The 14977-nt window shown below is 62.5% G+C and carries 15 protein-coding genes and 2 pseudogenes; 11 read left to right on the top strand and 6 right to left on the bottom strand.

Going from position 1 to position 14977, the window contains the following annotated elements; translation table 11 throughout:
• Positions 1-4 precede the first annotated feature (4 nt).
• Together CAURIC_RS00515 and CAURIC_RS00510 are read left to right on the top strand one after the other, a co-directional pair.
• Positions 5-1372: a relaxase/mobilization nuclease domain-containing protein gene (locus CAURIC_RS00515; RefSeq protein ID WP_328286729.1), complete on the top strand. Its 1368-nt coding sequence runs from the start codon at positions 5-7 to the stop codon at positions 1370-1372.
• Between the two features lie 175 nt (positions 1373-1547).
• The gene (locus tag CAURIC_RS00510) at positions 1548-1811 is read left to right on the top strand and encodes a hypothetical protein (RefSeq protein WP_290182925.1); all 264 of its coding nucleotides are present in this window, start codon (positions 1548-1550) and stop codon (positions 1809-1811) included.
• Positions 1812-2133: 322 nt separating this feature from the next.
• Here CAURIC_RS00510 and CAURIC_RS00505 read toward each other — a convergent pair.
• A pseudogene (locus CAURIC_RS00505) lies at positions 2134-2846 on the bottom strand (IS6 family transposase).
• Positions 2847-3150: 304 nt separating this feature from the next.
• Here CAURIC_RS00505 and cmtR point away from each other — a divergent pair.
• From cmtR to CAURIC_RS00490, 3 genes are all read left to right on the top strand, one after another.
• On the top strand, positions 3151-3516 hold the full coding sequence (gene cmtR, locus CAURIC_RS00500) for a Cd(II)/Pb(II)-sensing metalloregulatory transcriptional regulator CmtR (protein ID WP_035114920.1): 366 nt from the start codon (positions 3151-3153) through the stop codon (positions 3514-3516).
• Complete coding sequence (locus CAURIC_RS00495; protein ID WP_035114918.1) at positions 3510-4106, top strand: cadmium resistance transporter; 597 nt, start codon at positions 3510-3512, stop codon at positions 4104-4106. The genes cmtR and CAURIC_RS00495 overlap by 7 nt, the downstream gene beginning before the upstream one ends.
• A gap of 756 nt (positions 4107-4862) precedes the next feature.
• Positions 4863-5087, top strand: coding sequence for a DUF2188 domain-containing protein (locus CAURIC_RS00490; protein WP_035114916.1), 225 nt, complete (start codon positions 4863-4865; stop codon positions 5085-5087).
• Positions 5088-5395: 308 nt separating this feature from the next.
• Here the strand turns inward: CAURIC_RS00490 and CAURIC_RS00485 are convergent, their stop codons facing one another.
• Both CAURIC_RS00485 and CAURIC_RS00480 read right to left on the bottom strand, forming a co-directional pair.
• Positions 5396-6337, bottom strand: coding sequence for a cation diffusion facilitator family transporter (locus CAURIC_RS00485; RefSeq protein WP_265915225.1), 942 nt, complete (start codon positions 6335-6337; stop codon positions 5396-5398).
• A 221-nt stretch (positions 6338-6558) separates the two neighbouring features.
• The gene (locus tag CAURIC_RS00480) at positions 6559-7167 is read right to left on the bottom strand and encodes a YdhK family protein (RefSeq protein WP_035114963.1); all 609 of its coding nucleotides are present in this window, start codon (positions 7165-7167) and stop codon (positions 6559-6561) included.
• Positions 7168-7524: 357 nt separating this feature from the next.
• On the opposite strand from CAURIC_RS00480, the gene CAURIC_RS00475 reads away from it, so the two are divergent.
• The 5 genes from CAURIC_RS00475 (at position 7525) to CAURIC_RS00455 (ending at position 11977) form a co-directional block, all read left to right on the top strand.
• Positions 7525-7947 (top strand): four-helix bundle copper-binding protein, encoded by a 423-nt coding sequence (locus CAURIC_RS00475; protein ID WP_290182918.1) that lies wholly within the window; start codon positions 7525-7527, stop codon positions 7945-7947.
• Between the two features lie 459 nt (positions 7948-8406).
• Positions 8407-8616: a heavy-metal-associated domain-containing protein gene (locus CAURIC_RS00470; protein ID WP_015402273.1), complete on the top strand. Its 210-nt coding sequence runs from the start codon at positions 8407-8409 to the stop codon at positions 8614-8616.
• A 198-nt stretch (positions 8617-8814) separates the two neighbouring features.
• Positions 8815-11172: a heavy metal translocating P-type ATPase gene (locus tag CAURIC_RS00465; RefSeq protein ID WP_035114914.1), complete on the top strand. Its 2358-nt coding sequence runs from the start codon at positions 8815-8817 to the stop codon at positions 11170-11172.
• A gap of 36 nt (positions 11173-11208) precedes the next feature.
• Positions 11209-11481, top strand: coding sequence for a YHS domain-containing protein (locus CAURIC_RS00460; protein ID WP_265915229.1), 273 nt, complete (start codon positions 11209-11211; stop codon positions 11479-11481).
• 151 nt (positions 11482-11632) lie between these two features.
• The gene (locus CAURIC_RS00455; protein WP_015402270.1) at positions 11633-11977 is read left to right on the top strand and encodes a metal-sensitive transcriptional regulator; all 345 of its coding nucleotides are present in this window, start codon (positions 11633-11635) and stop codon (positions 11975-11977) included.
• A gap of 46 nt (positions 11978-12023) precedes the next feature.
• Here the strand turns inward: CAURIC_RS00455 and CAURIC_RS00450 are convergent, their stop codons facing one another.
• A complete protein-coding gene (locus CAURIC_RS00450; protein WP_149029550.1) occupies positions 12024-12137 on the bottom strand; it encodes a helix-turn-helix domain-containing protein in 114 nt (37 codons plus the stop codon).
• A 26-nt stretch (positions 12138-12163) separates the two neighbouring features.
• Here CAURIC_RS00450 and CAURIC_RS00445 point away from each other — a divergent pair.
• A pseudogene (locus tag CAURIC_RS00445) lies at positions 12164-12274 on the top strand (fructose-bisphosphate aldolase); the annotation flags it as partial.
• A 111-nt stretch (positions 12275-12385) separates the two neighbouring features.
• On the opposite strand, the gene CAURIC_RS00440 reads toward CAURIC_RS00445, so the two are convergent.
• Positions 12386-14563, bottom strand: a complete 2178-nt coding sequence (locus CAURIC_RS00440; RefSeq protein ID WP_290182910.1) for a copper-translocating P-type ATPase — start codon at positions 14561-14563, stop codon at positions 12386-12388.
• Positions 14564-14613: 50 nt separating this feature from the next.
• Positions 14614-14946 carry a heavy-metal-associated domain-containing protein gene (locus tag CAURIC_RS00435; RefSeq protein WP_035114911.1) on the bottom strand — a complete coding sequence of 111 codons (333 nt, stop codon included), beginning with the start codon at positions 14944-14946 and terminating at the stop codon, positions 14614-14616.
• Positions 14947-14977: the final 31 nt, after the last annotated feature.

Here is a 14977-nt window from a genome sequence, read left to right as displayed (position 1 = left end):
TGAAATGGACAACGACAGCGACGGCCGCTGGGCCGGAATCGAGTTCATCGAATCTGGCCGTGACATCATGAATAATTACAGCAACCGCAGTAATAGGGCCATTACTCTAGTTCAGTCCTGGTCGCGCGACGAGCTAAACCGAGATGATCCGTCACATGTCGAGAAAGCCAACGCGATGGGTACAGATTTAGCGCAGCGGCTGGCGCCCGACACACCTTTCGTCGTTGCCACCCATACCGACAGCAAATCCGGTTGTGTGCACAACCACCTAATCCTGCTTAATCACGACCTAAGTACTGGTAAGGCCACGCCTAAACGCGCCGGCAATTGGCACGCAGTCAAAGTAGTCAACGATGAGGTGATGCGCGACTGGGGTATGAGGAGATTGGAGCCAGAAGGCTTCGTCAAGCTCCGGCGTGCCGAACGCATGGCGATCCGAGACGGTAAAAGCATTGACTCGACTGGCCTAGGAATCAACGACCTGACGGGCGATACCTGGGCTGATTATCTTCGCAAGCGCGTCGATGAACTAATCGCAGATGACCGCGTCCTCAACGCCCCGGATGGGCTTGATAAAGCGCACGACCTGGCTGTCGATTACAACCTGTCGCTGAAGATGATGGACGACGAACTCAGCATCGGACTGGTCGATGACAACGGCAAGGACATGACGTACACAACACGCACCCCGAAGGGTAAGAGCCGTAAGCGCAAAGCAGCAGACGCGGGCTCGAAATTCGGCCCTGGCTACACCACCAGTGGTCTGAGCGACCGTATTGCAGAAGCACAAGCACAGCTGGCAGCAGCCATTGCTCGACAGACACGCATAGACCGAATTAAACACCTCAACAAAGAAAGTGAAAATGACAGTGAATCAACCACTGACCGGGCATCAGCAACAAACCCTAGAGACATATCTGGACGAGAGTCTGGACCCCGTCTTGGAAGCCCTGGAGACCTTGCAGAGTCAACGTACGAAGGACTCAACCAAGACAGCAGCAGCGCTCAAAGCAGTGAGCGAGTTGGAAACCAAGATCCAATCCATCGCAGCGTCGGAGAAGGAACTTCTGAGGTTATCCGGGCAGCAACAGAAGCTCGGCGAGCAGCTGAAAAGTTTAGCTCAAACCACCGTCGGGACGAAGGAGTACGACCAGGCGCAGCGGGCGGTCGCGGAGACCATCAGCAGTCTGGTAAACATGCTGACGGACATGGGCCCGTCGATGAAAAGTATCCAGAAAACACTCGGCGACCTCGCGGCGATGTACCGCGCAACGCTGGAGGTCGCGAAGCATCCGGTGAAGCTCAGCGACGAAAGCGCCAAGAGCGTCTCGAGAGGCTTAACCAGGCAGCTAACTACGAGCCTGAGTTCTGACCTGAGGCCACTGGTCAACGAGTCCTTCAAAAGCGTCCAAGACAGCTTAGACAGCACTGTCAACGCAGCCGTGAACCGGCTGGAACGAGAGCGTGCGCGTCTGTCGAAGGAGCTGGAAAAGGTGACCACAGAGCGACAGAAACTGGCCGAAGCTATACAGAAAGACACGGAAAGGATGGAAAATACCAAGAGGTTTGCGCTGTGGGTAATCATCGCGACCCTGCTGGTAGGAGCGGGACTCACAGCTATCGGGGCGTTAGGAGTGGGGGTAATGCAGTTCTTGGGTCTACCCGACGGTGTGGGCACGCTCTGGGGACACGTCGCGGCGGCCGAGACCTGGTACTCGACGGTCGGCTGGCTCGCGGTCACGTTAGGTGCTATCGGCCTGATAGTCAGCCCCATGGTCTACGTCGCATCGAAGCTAGCGGGCGACGACTAGCGAGACCGCCGCGCAACTGGAAGAAAATCAAGTAGGCTGCCGGGCTTCCCGGCAGCCCTCTCGCACCGCCGTACGTGCGGTTCATCGCATACGGCAATTCCTAATTTCAATGTATCGGCAATAATCCAATGTCCTTAACGGTTCCTCCAGGTCTGAGACACTCTGGACGAATTCGGACTTCGTTGCCTCAGTCGGGACACAGCCCAAGAAAGTGTCAAGCAACACCCGCCACCCGGTGCGGTGTGTAGCGGTGCTGTTGCAAAGTTGGGCCAGGGTCGAAAAGCCCAACCTCAAGACATTAGTTGTCCTTGCTCCGGGGTGCTTAAGCTGTCTCGAATATCCGGTTGACGATCACCGCGTCTGGGTTCGGGTGCCCGTAGGCAAACATCGTTCCCTGGCCTTTCCGTAATGAATGCATCGCTTCCATCCCTTTCAACGTCCGGTAGGCGGAAATTCGGTTTTTGAACGCTCCCTTCGGCCCCAGGATTCTTTTAAGTCGGCCATGATCTCCCTCGATAACGTTGTTCAGGTATTTCACCTGCCGGTGCTCCACCGTCTGAGGGCAGATTCCCTCCGCCTTCAGCTCGGATATTGCCTTGGCCAGAGCTGGTGCCTTGTCGGTGTTGATGACCCGCGGGGACCCGGCTGTCGTATTCGTTCGCAGCGTCTTGGCCAGGAAACGCTTCGCTGCGGCCACGTTCCGCTTTGGGGAGAGGTAAAAGTCCAGGGTCTGGCCACCGGCGGTGATCGCCAGATCAGAGGTAGCACCACCTGCCGCCGACCCGGATATAGGTCTCATCCACCCGCCAGGAACTAGCCTGCCAATCAGGTACCTGCCGGTACCACCGAGTGTGCTTGTCCAGCTCAGGGGCGTATTTCTGCACCCAGCGGTAGATCGTGGTGTGATCGACCGGCACACCCCGCTGAAGTCATCAATTCCTCCAAGTCTCGGTAGCTCACCCCGTAGCGGCAGTACCACCGCACTGCCCACAGAATGATGTCACGGGGGAAATGACGACCGGAGAAGATACCCATGGCTGTGATTATTTCACGTCGCTCTTCCTACTGCCCCAACTTTGCAACAGCACCCTCAAAAACGTATCAGAACCCGTGCGGAGGGCAGTGAATGGGCACATAGAATACGGCACTGTGTTGTGATACAAAAACGTAACGCACCCACCTTTACGTATGGGACCATTTCGGAAACCGGGTTTTTGTGTCAAAAACGAACGATTTCGACACAGGCAGTACCGAAGGGTACTGGTGTCCCACACATCACCGTCGGGCCGACGTTCGACCCTCGTTGCGACAGTTCAGTAATAGCTGTATAGTTCAGTGCATGCTGACTATTGCTACACGCTTGGACGTGATGAACCGATTGGGCCGGGCGATGTCCGATCCCTCCCGATCCCGTATTCTCCTGGCCCTGCTGGACGGCCCGGCCTACCCGGCCGATCTCGCACGGGAGCTGGAACTGACGCGGTCAAATGTGTCGAACCACCTCACTTGCCTACGGGACTGCGGAATTGTGGTCGCCGAACCGCAGGGACGGAAGACCCGCTACGAGATCGTCGACGCCCATCTTGTCCAGGCGTTGAACTCACTGCTGGATACCACTCTGGCTGCCGACGAGAATGCCCCGTGTATTGACTCGGCATGTGACGTGCCCGGGTGTGCCACCGGAGAGGGGAACAGGAAGTGGTAACTGGTCTCCTGGGGGCGGTTGGTCTGTTTATCGCCACCAATATCGACGACATCATCGTGCTCTCGCTGTTCTTCGCCCGTGGGGCCGGCCAAGCAGGGACCACACTTCGGATCCTGGCCGGGCAGTACCTTGGTTTCGCGGGCATCCTCGCAGCCGCGATTCTGGTCACCCTAGGGGCGGATGCTTTCCTGCCCACCGAGGCGATCCCCTACTTCGGGCTGATCCCCCTGACCTTGGGGCTGTGGGCGGCCTGGCAAGCCTGGCGGGGAGACAATGACGACGACGATGACGCGAAAGTCAGCGGAAAGAACGTAAGCGTCTTGACCGTCGCCGGGGTGACCTTTGCCAACGGTGGCGACAATATCGGCGTCTATGTCCCGGTTTTTCTCAACGTGGATACCGCCACCGTTATCATCTACTGCGTTGTCTTTCTGATTCTGGTGGCGGGCCTGGTCCTGTTGGCGAAGTTCGTGGCCACCCGTCCGCCCATCGCGGAGATTCTCGAACGCTGGGAGCATGTGTTGTTCCCTATCGTCTTGATCGGCCTGGGTATCTTCATCCTCGTCAGCGGCGGCGCCTTCGGCCTTTAATAAACTCATCCCCCGTGCTGCTAGGGCCTCTCTAGGTTTCCTTACCGGCATCAACTGAACCGCCCATGAAGTTGTGAAAAGCCGCTGCCGCAGGGACTCGACCACGCTAGGGCGACAGAAATTCCAGTGGGATGCTGAGATGGGCGAACGAATTGCGAACATCCTAGCGTGCGTTCTCGTCGCCTGGGGATACGTCATTAACTCGAGCAAGTGTTGGGCGGTCGCCGGGTCGTATCGTGCCTTGTCGATCATGGCGTCGAGACTGTCATATGCTTTTTGCATTAATTCGGCGGCCGAAGGCTCCTGCTTCACGGGGGGCTATCTGTGCCAACGCCTTCTGACTCTGACAGTAATTTAAAAACTGTCCTTTTGGGGCGTACCCATGTGGCATATGACTGCCATGTAGGGATGGAAGTTGAACAGAATCATCAGCAAGGCAGTGGGAGATATGTCGGATTTCTCGGTCATTTTCCATAGTGCAGATACAGGGCCTCGCGTTTGCCGGTGGGACCAGTATCGGTAACCGCCTCTATAGGTGGGCGTATTACAGCGTCTGAGAAACGGGGTGCCTGGGCCCGCTACTCTGTAGACGCTCGCCGAAAGCGTGGCGGGGTCAGGGCCGAGCTGCCTGATTGAACACTCGGTCCCAATTCAGAACCTCAGGGAGGGAACTATACAAGGAAACTAAGATCCTCTTTCCTCTATAATCAGGTCAATGCTCGAATATGAGTGCGATCAGTGACGTGTGGAGGAAATATGGCAAAGAGGAATATCAACACAGTGCGCTCAGGAGATGGGTGGGCTAATCGCCGAGATGGCGCAGAGCGGATCTCGAAGCGATATGACACACAGGCAGAAGCCATCGCAGACGCTCGGAGCACTGCAATGAGGGAGGGGTTGGAGCATCGAATCCAGGGACGTGACGGCAAATTCCGTGAGTCCAATTCCTATGGCAATGATCCCTACCCGCCGGCGGGCTAACCAGCGCCGCCAGTAGCGGTAAGGATAGTGGAACCGGTCAGCTGGTCACCGTCGCATGCTGGTACAAGCATCAGGGGCAGGAGGCCGGTGATCGAACGGTGCCGGTCCATGGTCTCGCCGCGGAAGACGGACCCTCGGCGGGCTCAAACACCGCAGGGGAAGTCCCTATCTTTCTTATTGCTTCAGTTTGGCAATGGTGATCAAAACGGTGCTGTTGCAAAGCAGGGCGGAGAGCGACGAAGACCTAGTTTCTCATTCCCTGATGGCCGCCTCGGAGAACGTGATCAAGGCAAGCAGAAGGAGGGTTCTCACGCCTGTCCCTTCTTGCGCGTCTCACGCATGACATCGATCGCTTCGGCGTCGGACTCGTCGAGGTAGGCGGCCTCCACCTGCAGTGTGGCGAAGAAGAAGCCGTACTGATCCTTGAGCATGCTGGAGGCGGCTTGGAGCACAGCCTGTGGATCGGCCCCGTCGGCGATGCGCAGGTGACCGGAGAACACGTAACGTCCACTGGTCAGTGCCCAAGCGTGCACGTGATGGGCGCCTTCAACGCCGTCGAGCGCTTCCAGTGCTTCGGTCACCTCACCCAGGCGAATCTCAGCGGGCGTGCCCTCCATCAGCAAATGGGCGGCGTCGCGCAGGATGCCCCAACTTGCCCATATCAGGACGAAGCCGAAGGCCATTCCGAGCAGCGGATCGATCAGCAAGAACCCGGTGAAGCGGATCACCAGCGCGGTGACGATGATGAGCAGGCTGCCGACGAAAGTCTGAAGAATGTGCCACAGCGCGCCTCTGACGTTCAGGTCGCTGCGGCTTTGCTTCCAGATCAATCCCAACGAGATGAACTCGGTGAGCAAGCCACCGGCCGCCGCCCACAGCATGGGTGTAGTGGACAAGTCAACGGGGTCGGTCATGCGCATGCCGGCCATCACAATCACGACCAGCGCCATGACCAGCAAGAAGCCGCCGTTGACCAGGGCGCCCACGATCTCGGCGCGATACCAACCGAAGCTGCGGTCCTTATCGGCCGGGCGGCGGGCCAGTCGGGCGGCGATGATGGCCACCAGCACGCCACCCACCGCCGAGAAGGTGTGGAAGGCGTCCGAAATCACCGCCACCGATCCCGTCCACAGGCCGATGCCCAACTCGATGACGAAGTAGATCCCCGTCAGCCACGCCGAAATCGTCAGGGCGGCGCCGCTGGAGGGCAGGTGCCCCGCGTGGCTGCGACCGCCGTTACCGTCAGTCATCGCCTTCCTTCCTCCGTTTCGTCATCTGCTGCGCGATCGGACCACTGCGATTCCCATCACGCCATCTGGTTGGGTGCCGATTGGTTAAGGTCGCGGCATCTTCCAATCGGCTGTCGCTCGAGCCGTGACCAGTCAACGTCCGCGCCATCTGGCAGTGCCAGAGTAGCAGGGCTCTACTGGGCTGTGCCAAGGTTCTTGGACACGGTCTCGGTTGGTGGGTCTTACTCTGCCGGGGCGATCTCGCTTTCGGTGACCCACTTGTGATTGGTCATGGTCATCCCGTCGACGGTGAGATCAACCATGTAGACCGTCTCATCCGTGGAATAGTCGATGGTGGCCTCCACACCCTTCATTCCCGACATGTGCTCGGCATCCAAGACGACCTCGGACCCCTCCGGCAGGGGGGCCTGGCCCGGATCGACAAGCTCCTCGTGGACCACCCACCGGTGGTCGGTGACCGGGTCCCCGCCGTCGGTGGGGGTGTAGCTGATCGAGTAGGTCGTGGTGTCAAACGCACCGGCGATCGTCGCCTCAGCACCCTCCATGCCCGGCATGTGGTCCGCGGTGAGGACGACCTCGGTGTCCACCGGGTAGGTGGGATTTTCCTCTGCTGCGATCCCTGCCGGGGGTTGCCCACCATCAGCCGGATGGTCATGGCCCTCTGCACCCATCTGATGGTTCATGCCAGTCTCCTCGGAGGACTGTGTGGCCGTCTCCGAGGTTGTGGTGGTCGTGGTCTCGGGGGCATCGGATGCAGTGTCGTCCGTGCAGGCGGCCAGGGCCAGGGAGGAGGTCAGGGCGAGGGCGGCGAGGGCAATGGTGCGCTTCATGATAATGCTTTCTAGGTTTCTTGGTTGGTGCAGGAGCTGAGACTCAGCGAGGGATGGTGCTTCAAGTGCGTCGTGGTTTATCACTCCTCCTGCTCGATAGGTGCCACTGGGTGGAGGCTGTGGGTAGGGCAGCGTCCGGCTCTTGGGAGCCTGTGGCCGACCCACTCGGCGTAGCTACGGCCGAGCATTCGCCACGTTACTTAGGGAGTTTCTAGCGGCTGGTAGCCACTAGGTGGAGGTTGGGGTTCTTCATGAAATCTTCATGGTCCAGCCCTGGATTCCGGCCAGTCGGGCCTCTAGGGTCGAGGGTGTGGGCCGGTCGGCTCGACCGGCCCGTCTTTCCGGATCGAATCGAGAATGGAGCACGACACGACCCATCACGTACACGCCATGCTGGAGACCCACCCGAAGGACCTAGGCCAGATCGACAAGGACAAACTGGCCGAATGCATCACCGCCTGCTTCGAGTGCGCCCAGACCTGCACCGCCTGTGCCGGCGCCTGCCTGGGTGAGGACATGGTCGCGGAGCTGACCACCTGCATCCGCCTCAACCTCGACTGCGCTGACATCTGTACGGCCACCGGCCGGATGCTCTCCCGGCCCACCGACTGGAATGTCACCCTTATCCGCTCCGTCCTGGAGGCTTGTCGTACTGCCTGCCAGGCCTGTGGAGAAGAATGCGCCCGCCACGCTGAGATGCACGAGCACTGCACGGTCTGCGCCGAAGCCTGCCGCCGGTGTGAACAGGCCTGCGCGGAACTGCTCGCCACCCTAGCCTAACCCGACCCATGACCACTAGCCGGCGACGCCTGCCCCGCATCCCGGCCCGACCCGGGCGAGATCAGGGTGTTGAGTACGTCCGCTGTGGCCGACGAGGACATCTCACCTGAGACACCGTCCAATAGGGGTGGCCCTTCGAGTGCTATCGGCCCATGCCGGACTCGAGCGGCCACCCTTTTATCGTCTCCCCACCTCAGAGACGGATCCCCGGCCAGTGCAAGCCCGGCAGAAAAGCCGGTCACCACGCGAGCTCGGCAAACGCCCTGCCGTTCGGGCGAGGTTAAGGCAGCACTGAAGGGCACCGGGCGGTCGTGAGCACCCTCCCTACTTGCCCTGATCACTCACACCCTTGCTATATACCCCCTGTGGGTATAGGGTAGCTATTAACCGAAGGGGCGCCCCCGCTCGGAGGCTACTTCGTCACCTCCAAAAGCATTTCCCAGCGAAAGGACATTCACAATGGCAACCGTCACCAAGAACTACATGGTCGAAGGCATGACCTGCGGCCACTGCAAGGCCTCCGTCGAGGAGGAGGTCGGCGAGGTCGCCGGCGTGAACTCTGTGGAAGCTACCGTCGACAACGGCCGCATGGAGGTTACCGGGGAGGACTTCACCGACGAGGATGTCGCCGCCGCCGTCAAGGAAGCCGGCTACGCCGTCAAACCCTAAGCGCTCCCCCATAAGGCCCGTCCCCCCGCATTGTGTGGCAGCGGGATCGGGCCCTTTCTCCATTCGCGACCCTGCAAGGGACACCCGCCCTTGTTCCATACCGGTAGGGGGTACAGGTTTAGCGGTAGTGGGCGGCGGGGAATGCTGCCTAATCCAGACAATAAACACCGATGTGCTCTCAATGAGGACTGATAACTGATGACCCAGACGCAACCAGCGGTCGATCTGCTCCAGATCGACCTCGGCGTGACCGGCATGACGTGCACTTCGTGTTCGTCGCGGGTGGAACGCAAGCTCAACAAGCTCGATGGTGCGGAGGCGAGCGTCAACTTCGCCACCGAGTCGGCTTCTGTGAGCTACGACCCGAACAAGGTCGACCCGGACAAGCTCATCGAGACCGTCAAGGCCACCGGTTACGGTGCCTTCACCATGGCCGGTGCTGACGACACCCCGGCAGACACCGGGGATGACGGGGACCCCGCATCGCCGGCCTCAGAGGGCTCCGGGGCACAGGGCCAGGTGGATGCGGCCCGCGAGCATGAGGCCGCTGACCTGAAGAAGCGCCTGATCATCTCCGCGCTGCTCACCGTGCCGATCGTCCTACTGAGCATGATCCCCGCATTGCAGTTCACCCACTGGCAGTGGGCCGTGCTCACGATGACCACCCCGGTGTTCTTCTGGGGCGGCGCCCCCTTCCACAGGGCCACCCTGGTCAACCTGCGCCACGGTGCGTTCACCATGGACACGCTGATCACACTCGGCACAACGGCGGCCTACCTGTGGTCGTTGTGGGCCCTGTTCATCGGTAACGCCGGTATGCCGGGCGTGACGATGGAAATGCACCTGCTGCCGACAAACTCCACAATGGACGAGATCTACCTGGAGACCGCCGCGGTGGTGATTTCCTTCCTGCTGCTGGGCCGGTGGTTTGAGACCAAGGCCAAGGGCCAGTCCTCCGCGGCGCTGCGCGCCCTGCTTGATATGGGTGCCAAGGACGCCGCCGTCATCCGCGACGGTGCGGAGGTTCGCGTGCCGGTGGGCCAGCTGAAGGTCGGGGATGTCTTCGTCGTCCGCCCGGGTGAGAAGATCGCCACCGACGGCCGTGTCACCGAAGGTACCTCCGCCATCGACGAGTCCATGCTCACCGGTGAGTCCGTGCCCGTGGAGGCCACCGCAGGCTCCACGGTCACCGGGGCGACCCTGAATACCTCGGGCCGGCTGCTGGTGGAGGTCACCCGCACCGGTGCCGAGACCACCCTGGCGCAGATGGCCCGGCTGGTCACCGACGCCCAGGCGAAGAAGGCCCCGGTCCAGCGCCTGGTCGACCGGATCTCCCAGATCTTTGTGCCCGTCGTCATCGTCGTGGCCGTTCTTACCCTGTTGGTCCACGTCTTCCTTGGCCACGGCTTGGCTCCGGCGTTCACCGCCGCGGTCGCCGTGCTGATCATCGCCTGCCCGTGTGCGCTCGGCCTGGCCACCCCGACCGCCCTGCTCGTGGGCACCGGCCGGGGTGCCCAGCTGGGTCTGCTGATCAAGGGCCCGGAAGTGCTGGAATCGACCAAGAAGGTCGACACCATTGTCATGGACAAAACCGGCACCGTCACCTCCGGCGTCATGTCCGTCACGGGGGTGACCCCCGGCGAGGGCTTCGATGCCGAGGACGTGCTGGCCAAGGCCGCGGCCGTCGAAGCCGCCTCCGAGCACCCCATCGCCCAGGCCATCGCCCGCGAGGGTGAGCGCACCAGGGCGCTGCCCGAGGTCACCGGCTTTACCAACACCGCCGGCCGGGGCGTGACCGGCACCGTCGACGGGCACACCGTCACCGTCGGCCGCCCTGCCGGCGACCTGCCCGCACCCCTGCAGTCCGCCTTCACCGACGCCCAGGACCTGGGAGGCACCCCGGTGGTCATCCAGATCAACGGCCGCAACGCCGGGGTGATCACTGTCCGTGACACCGTCAAGCCGACCTCCGCCGAGGCCGTCGCCGGACTGCGGAAGCTGGGCCTGACCCCGATGCTGCTGACCGGCGACAATGCCGGCGCCGCGAAGGCGGTGGCCGCGGAGGTCGGCATCGACGCAGATCACGTGATCGCCGAGGTCATGCCGGACGACAAGGTCGCGCAGGTCGAGCGCCTGCAGAACGACGGCCGGCGCGTGGCCATGGTCGGCGACGGGGTCAACGACGCCGCCGCGCTCGCCCAGGCCGACCTGGGTCTGGCCATGGGGGCGGGCACCGACGTGGCCATCGAGGCCTCCGACATCACCCTGATGAACAACGACCTGCGCTCCACGGTCGACGCCATCCGACTGTCACGTCGCACCCTGGGCACCATCAAGGGCAACCTGTTCTGGGCGTTTGCCTACAATGTGGCACTCATCCCGGTCGCAGCCCTAGGCCTGCTCAACCCGATGCTCGCGGGTATCGCCATGGCGTTCTCCTCCGTGTTCGTCGTCTCCAACTCCCTGCGCCTGCGCGGATTCACATCCAGCCACAGTGCGGCAACCCCCGCACCGACCACGACTGAGGCCGGCACCAGGCAGCCGGCCAACGCCTGACCCCCATCCCCTTCTACCGATAAGGACACCCACCCCATGTCTGACTCCTCTTGCGGCTGCGGCCACTCCGACAACACCCAGACCTCCGCTCCGGAGTCCCTGACCCTCACCTCTACCCCGGCAAACGCCGAGGGCACCATCGGCGAGACGGCCGAATGCCCCGTCATGGCCGGCACCCCGGTTATCAAGGCCGAGGCAGAAGCCAAGGGCCTCTACCGTGACTACGAGGGCCAGCGTTACTGGCTCTGCTGCCCCGGCTGCGGCCCGAAGTTTGACGCCAACCCCGCCCAGTACGCCCACGCAGGCTGATATCTGCCGACCATCCAGCAGGATAACGTCACAGGGCGTGGTGGCCGCCAGGTCACCACGCCCTGTTCCACACTCTCGGGCCTGTCCTCCTGATCGAACTGCGCACTGACCCAGGACGTACCGGCCCACCCCTTTTAGCAAGGAGACCATCATGGATGCCCTCACCCCTGATCAGACCGTTCCCGCCGACGATGCGTCAGGCACCTGCTACCCCACCCACGGTTATATCAACGACAAGGACCGCTACCTCGCCCGCCTCAAGCGCATCGAGGGCCAGGTCCGGGGTCTTCACCGCATGGTCGACGAGGAGCAGTACTGCATCGACATCCTCACCCAGGTCTCCGCGGTCAACTCCGCGCTGCGCAACGTTGCCCTAGGCCTGCTGGATGACCACATGAAGCATTGTGTGCGCGACGCCGCCCAGCTGGGAGGCGAGGAGGCGGATGCGAAGTTCCAGGAAGTCACCGACGCCATCGCCCGCTTCGCCCGCTCCTAACCACAACGGCAACCGAACCGGGCGAACGAACGGGCCTGACCCCCGTTTAGTGGACACCCCCCACACTCTGGTAGCTGTTCCCGATACGCGCGGCGATCTGCTTCACCGGCTCGCCAGCGTCGAGCCCATCGGCGATCTCTATTCGATCATCCTGCGACAACTATCTGCCGCTAATCAAAATGTCGATCAATCTCCCGCGCCCTGACCGAAGGGCTCACCGTCACCCAGGACGACCGCGAATTCGACGCTGTCCTGGATGAAACAATCGGCACTATCGCGGAAGCCTCACGCACCTGACTACGCCTTCCGAGAAGGCGCGGTGCGCCTGATCAACTGCTTATACAGCGGTGCCCGACCCGGACATGAGCGATCTGGGTCGGGCACCGCCGTGGGTGTCTCCTGCTGGAATCAGCCGTTGGTCGGAGCCAGGTGAGCCGGGTCCAGGTCGATCCGGCGTAGCAGCTGGGCGGTGAGGGCGACGATGATCGTGGACAGGGACATCAAGATCGCGCCCACGGCCGGGGACAGCACGAACCCGATAGGGGCGAGCACTCCGGCGGCCAGGGGAACGGCGAGGATGTTGTAGCCAGAGGCCCAGACCAGGTTCTGGACCATCTTGCGGTAGCTGGCATGGGAGAGCTCGATCATCGACAGCACGGCCCGGGGATCATCACTGGCCAGGACCACCCCGGCGGACTCCATCGCCACATCTGTACCCGCGCCAATCGCAATACCGACCTCGGCCCGGGCCAGGGCCGGGGCGTCATTGACACCGTCGCCGACCATGGCCACGCTCAGACCGCGCTCCTGCAGCTGGGTGACCTTGGTGTCCTTGTCCTGCGGCAGAACCTCGGCGAAGACCTCATCGATCCCCAGATCCTTGCCCACTGCCTGGGCGACCTGGGTGGCGTCACCGGTGATCATCGCCACCTTCACCCCGCGGGCCTGCAGGGCGCGCACCGCCGCGCGGGATTCGGGGCGGATCTTGTCCTCGACGGCCACGGCACCGATGATCTCACCGTCGCGGACGACGTGGAGCACTCCGGCGCCTCGCTGCGTCCAGGAACCGGTGATGTCGGTGAGCTCACCCGGGATGGTCAGACTGAATTCGCGCAACATGTTCGGCCCACCCACGAGGATTTGGGTGCCATCGACAGTGGCCCGGATCCCGCGGCCGGAGGCGGCGGTGAAACCGGTTGCGCGCAGTGGGCGGCGTGAGGCCTCCGGGTGTGCGGCCGCGGCAGCCACGATCGCCCGGGCCACGGGATGCTCGCTATCGGCCTCGGCGGCGGCGGCCAGGGACAGCAGCTCGCCCTCGGTAATGCCGTCGGCAGCCATGATGTCGGTGACGGCGTGTGCGCCTTCGGTCAGGGTGCCGGTCTTATCAAACAAGACCACGTCGATGGTGCGCATGTGCTCCAAGGCCAACCGGTCCTTGATGAGCACCCCGGATTTCGCGGCCCGCTCGGTGGAGATCGCGATGACCAGGGGGATGGCCAGGCCCAGGGCGTGCGGACAGGCGATGATCAGCACGGTCACCGCGCGGACCACGGCATCATCGGGGCTGCCGATGATGGTCCAGACCACGGCGGTGATCAGGGCCGCGATCAGGGCGAACCAGAACAGGAAGGCTGCGGCTCGATCGGCCAGGGCCTGGGCCCGGGAGGAGGAGGCCTGGGCATCGGCGACCATGCGCTGGATGCCTGCCAGGGCAGTGTCCCCACCGGTGGCCTCCACCCGGACCCGGACGGTGTTGTCGGTGGCCACGGTGCCGGCCACCACGGTCTCACCGGTATCCCGGAAGACGGGGCGGGATTCACCGGTGATCATGGCCTCATCGAATTCGGCCGCTCCGTCGATGATGGTCCCGTCGGCCGGGACGCGGGCACCGGCTCGGACCAGCACGACATCGTCGACGGCTAGCTCTGAGATCGCTACGGTGCGGGTGGTCCCGTCGACGACCTTCTCGGCCTCATCGGGCAGGAGCTCTGCCAGCGCGTCAAGCGCGGAGGAGGCTCCACCAAGAGCGCGCATCTCCAGCCAGTGGCCCAGCAGCATGATGGTCACCAGCAGGGCCAGTTCCCACCAGAAATCTAGGTGGAACCCGCCCAGCCCCAGGGTGGTGACCCAGGAGGCGATAAACGCCACGGCGATCGCCATGGCGATCAGGAGCATCATGCCCGGTTGGCGGGATTTCAGCTCGGTCATTGCGCCCTTGAGGAAGGGGGTGCCGCCGTAGAGGAAGATGATCGTGCCCAGGACCGGAGGAATCAAGTAGGCTCCCGGAATCTCCGGAATATTATATCCCAGCAGGTCGGCGAACATCGGGCTGAAGAACACCACCGGAACCGACAGGATCAGCGACCACCAGAAGCGGTCCCGGAACATCGCGGCGCTGTGGCCGGCGTGTTCACCGTGATCGTGGACCTGGTGTTCTTCATCGACAGTGGAATGCGGATGATCGTGCGGCATGGCCTGGTCGTGGGTGGCGGCATCCGCATGGTGCTCGTGACCGGCATGATTCGGGTGGTGGGTGTGGTCTGTTTCCGGAGCGGGGTGATCACCGTGGTGGTGGGGAGTGCTCATGAGGTTCCTTTCGCTCAACCCGGTCGGGGTCGAGATGATGGGCGAATCGATCAGGACAAGACGGTGTAGCCGGTCTCCTCAATTGCCCGGTGGACGGTTTTCAGGGGCACGGAACCCGTGACCGTGACGATGGAGACCCCACCGGCGATGAGGTCGACCTGGACGTCGTCGACCTGGGGTAGAGCGCTCACCGCCTCGGTGACGTTGCCGGCGCAGTGTCCGCAGGTCATGCCTGTGACCTGGTAGGTGGTGGGACCTTCAGGTGTTGCGTCGGTTGCCGCGGCCACGGCCGGGGCGGAGACGGTCGCGGACGGCGTAGAGGGCGCGCAGCATCCACAACCGTCGGAGGCCAGCGGCAGCAAGGGGGAAGTCGGGGTGGTCATCGGATCGCTCCTGTGGGATCGGGGTATCAGG

The sequence above is a fragment of the Corynebacterium auriscanis genome, assembly GCF_030408435.1.
GTDB lineage: Bacteria > Actinomycetota > Actinomycetes > Mycobacteriales > Mycobacteriaceae > Corynebacterium > Corynebacterium auriscanis.
The sequence above is the reverse complement of the archived record's forward strand: the minus strand, read 5'-3'. Positions and strand labels throughout refer to the sequence as shown.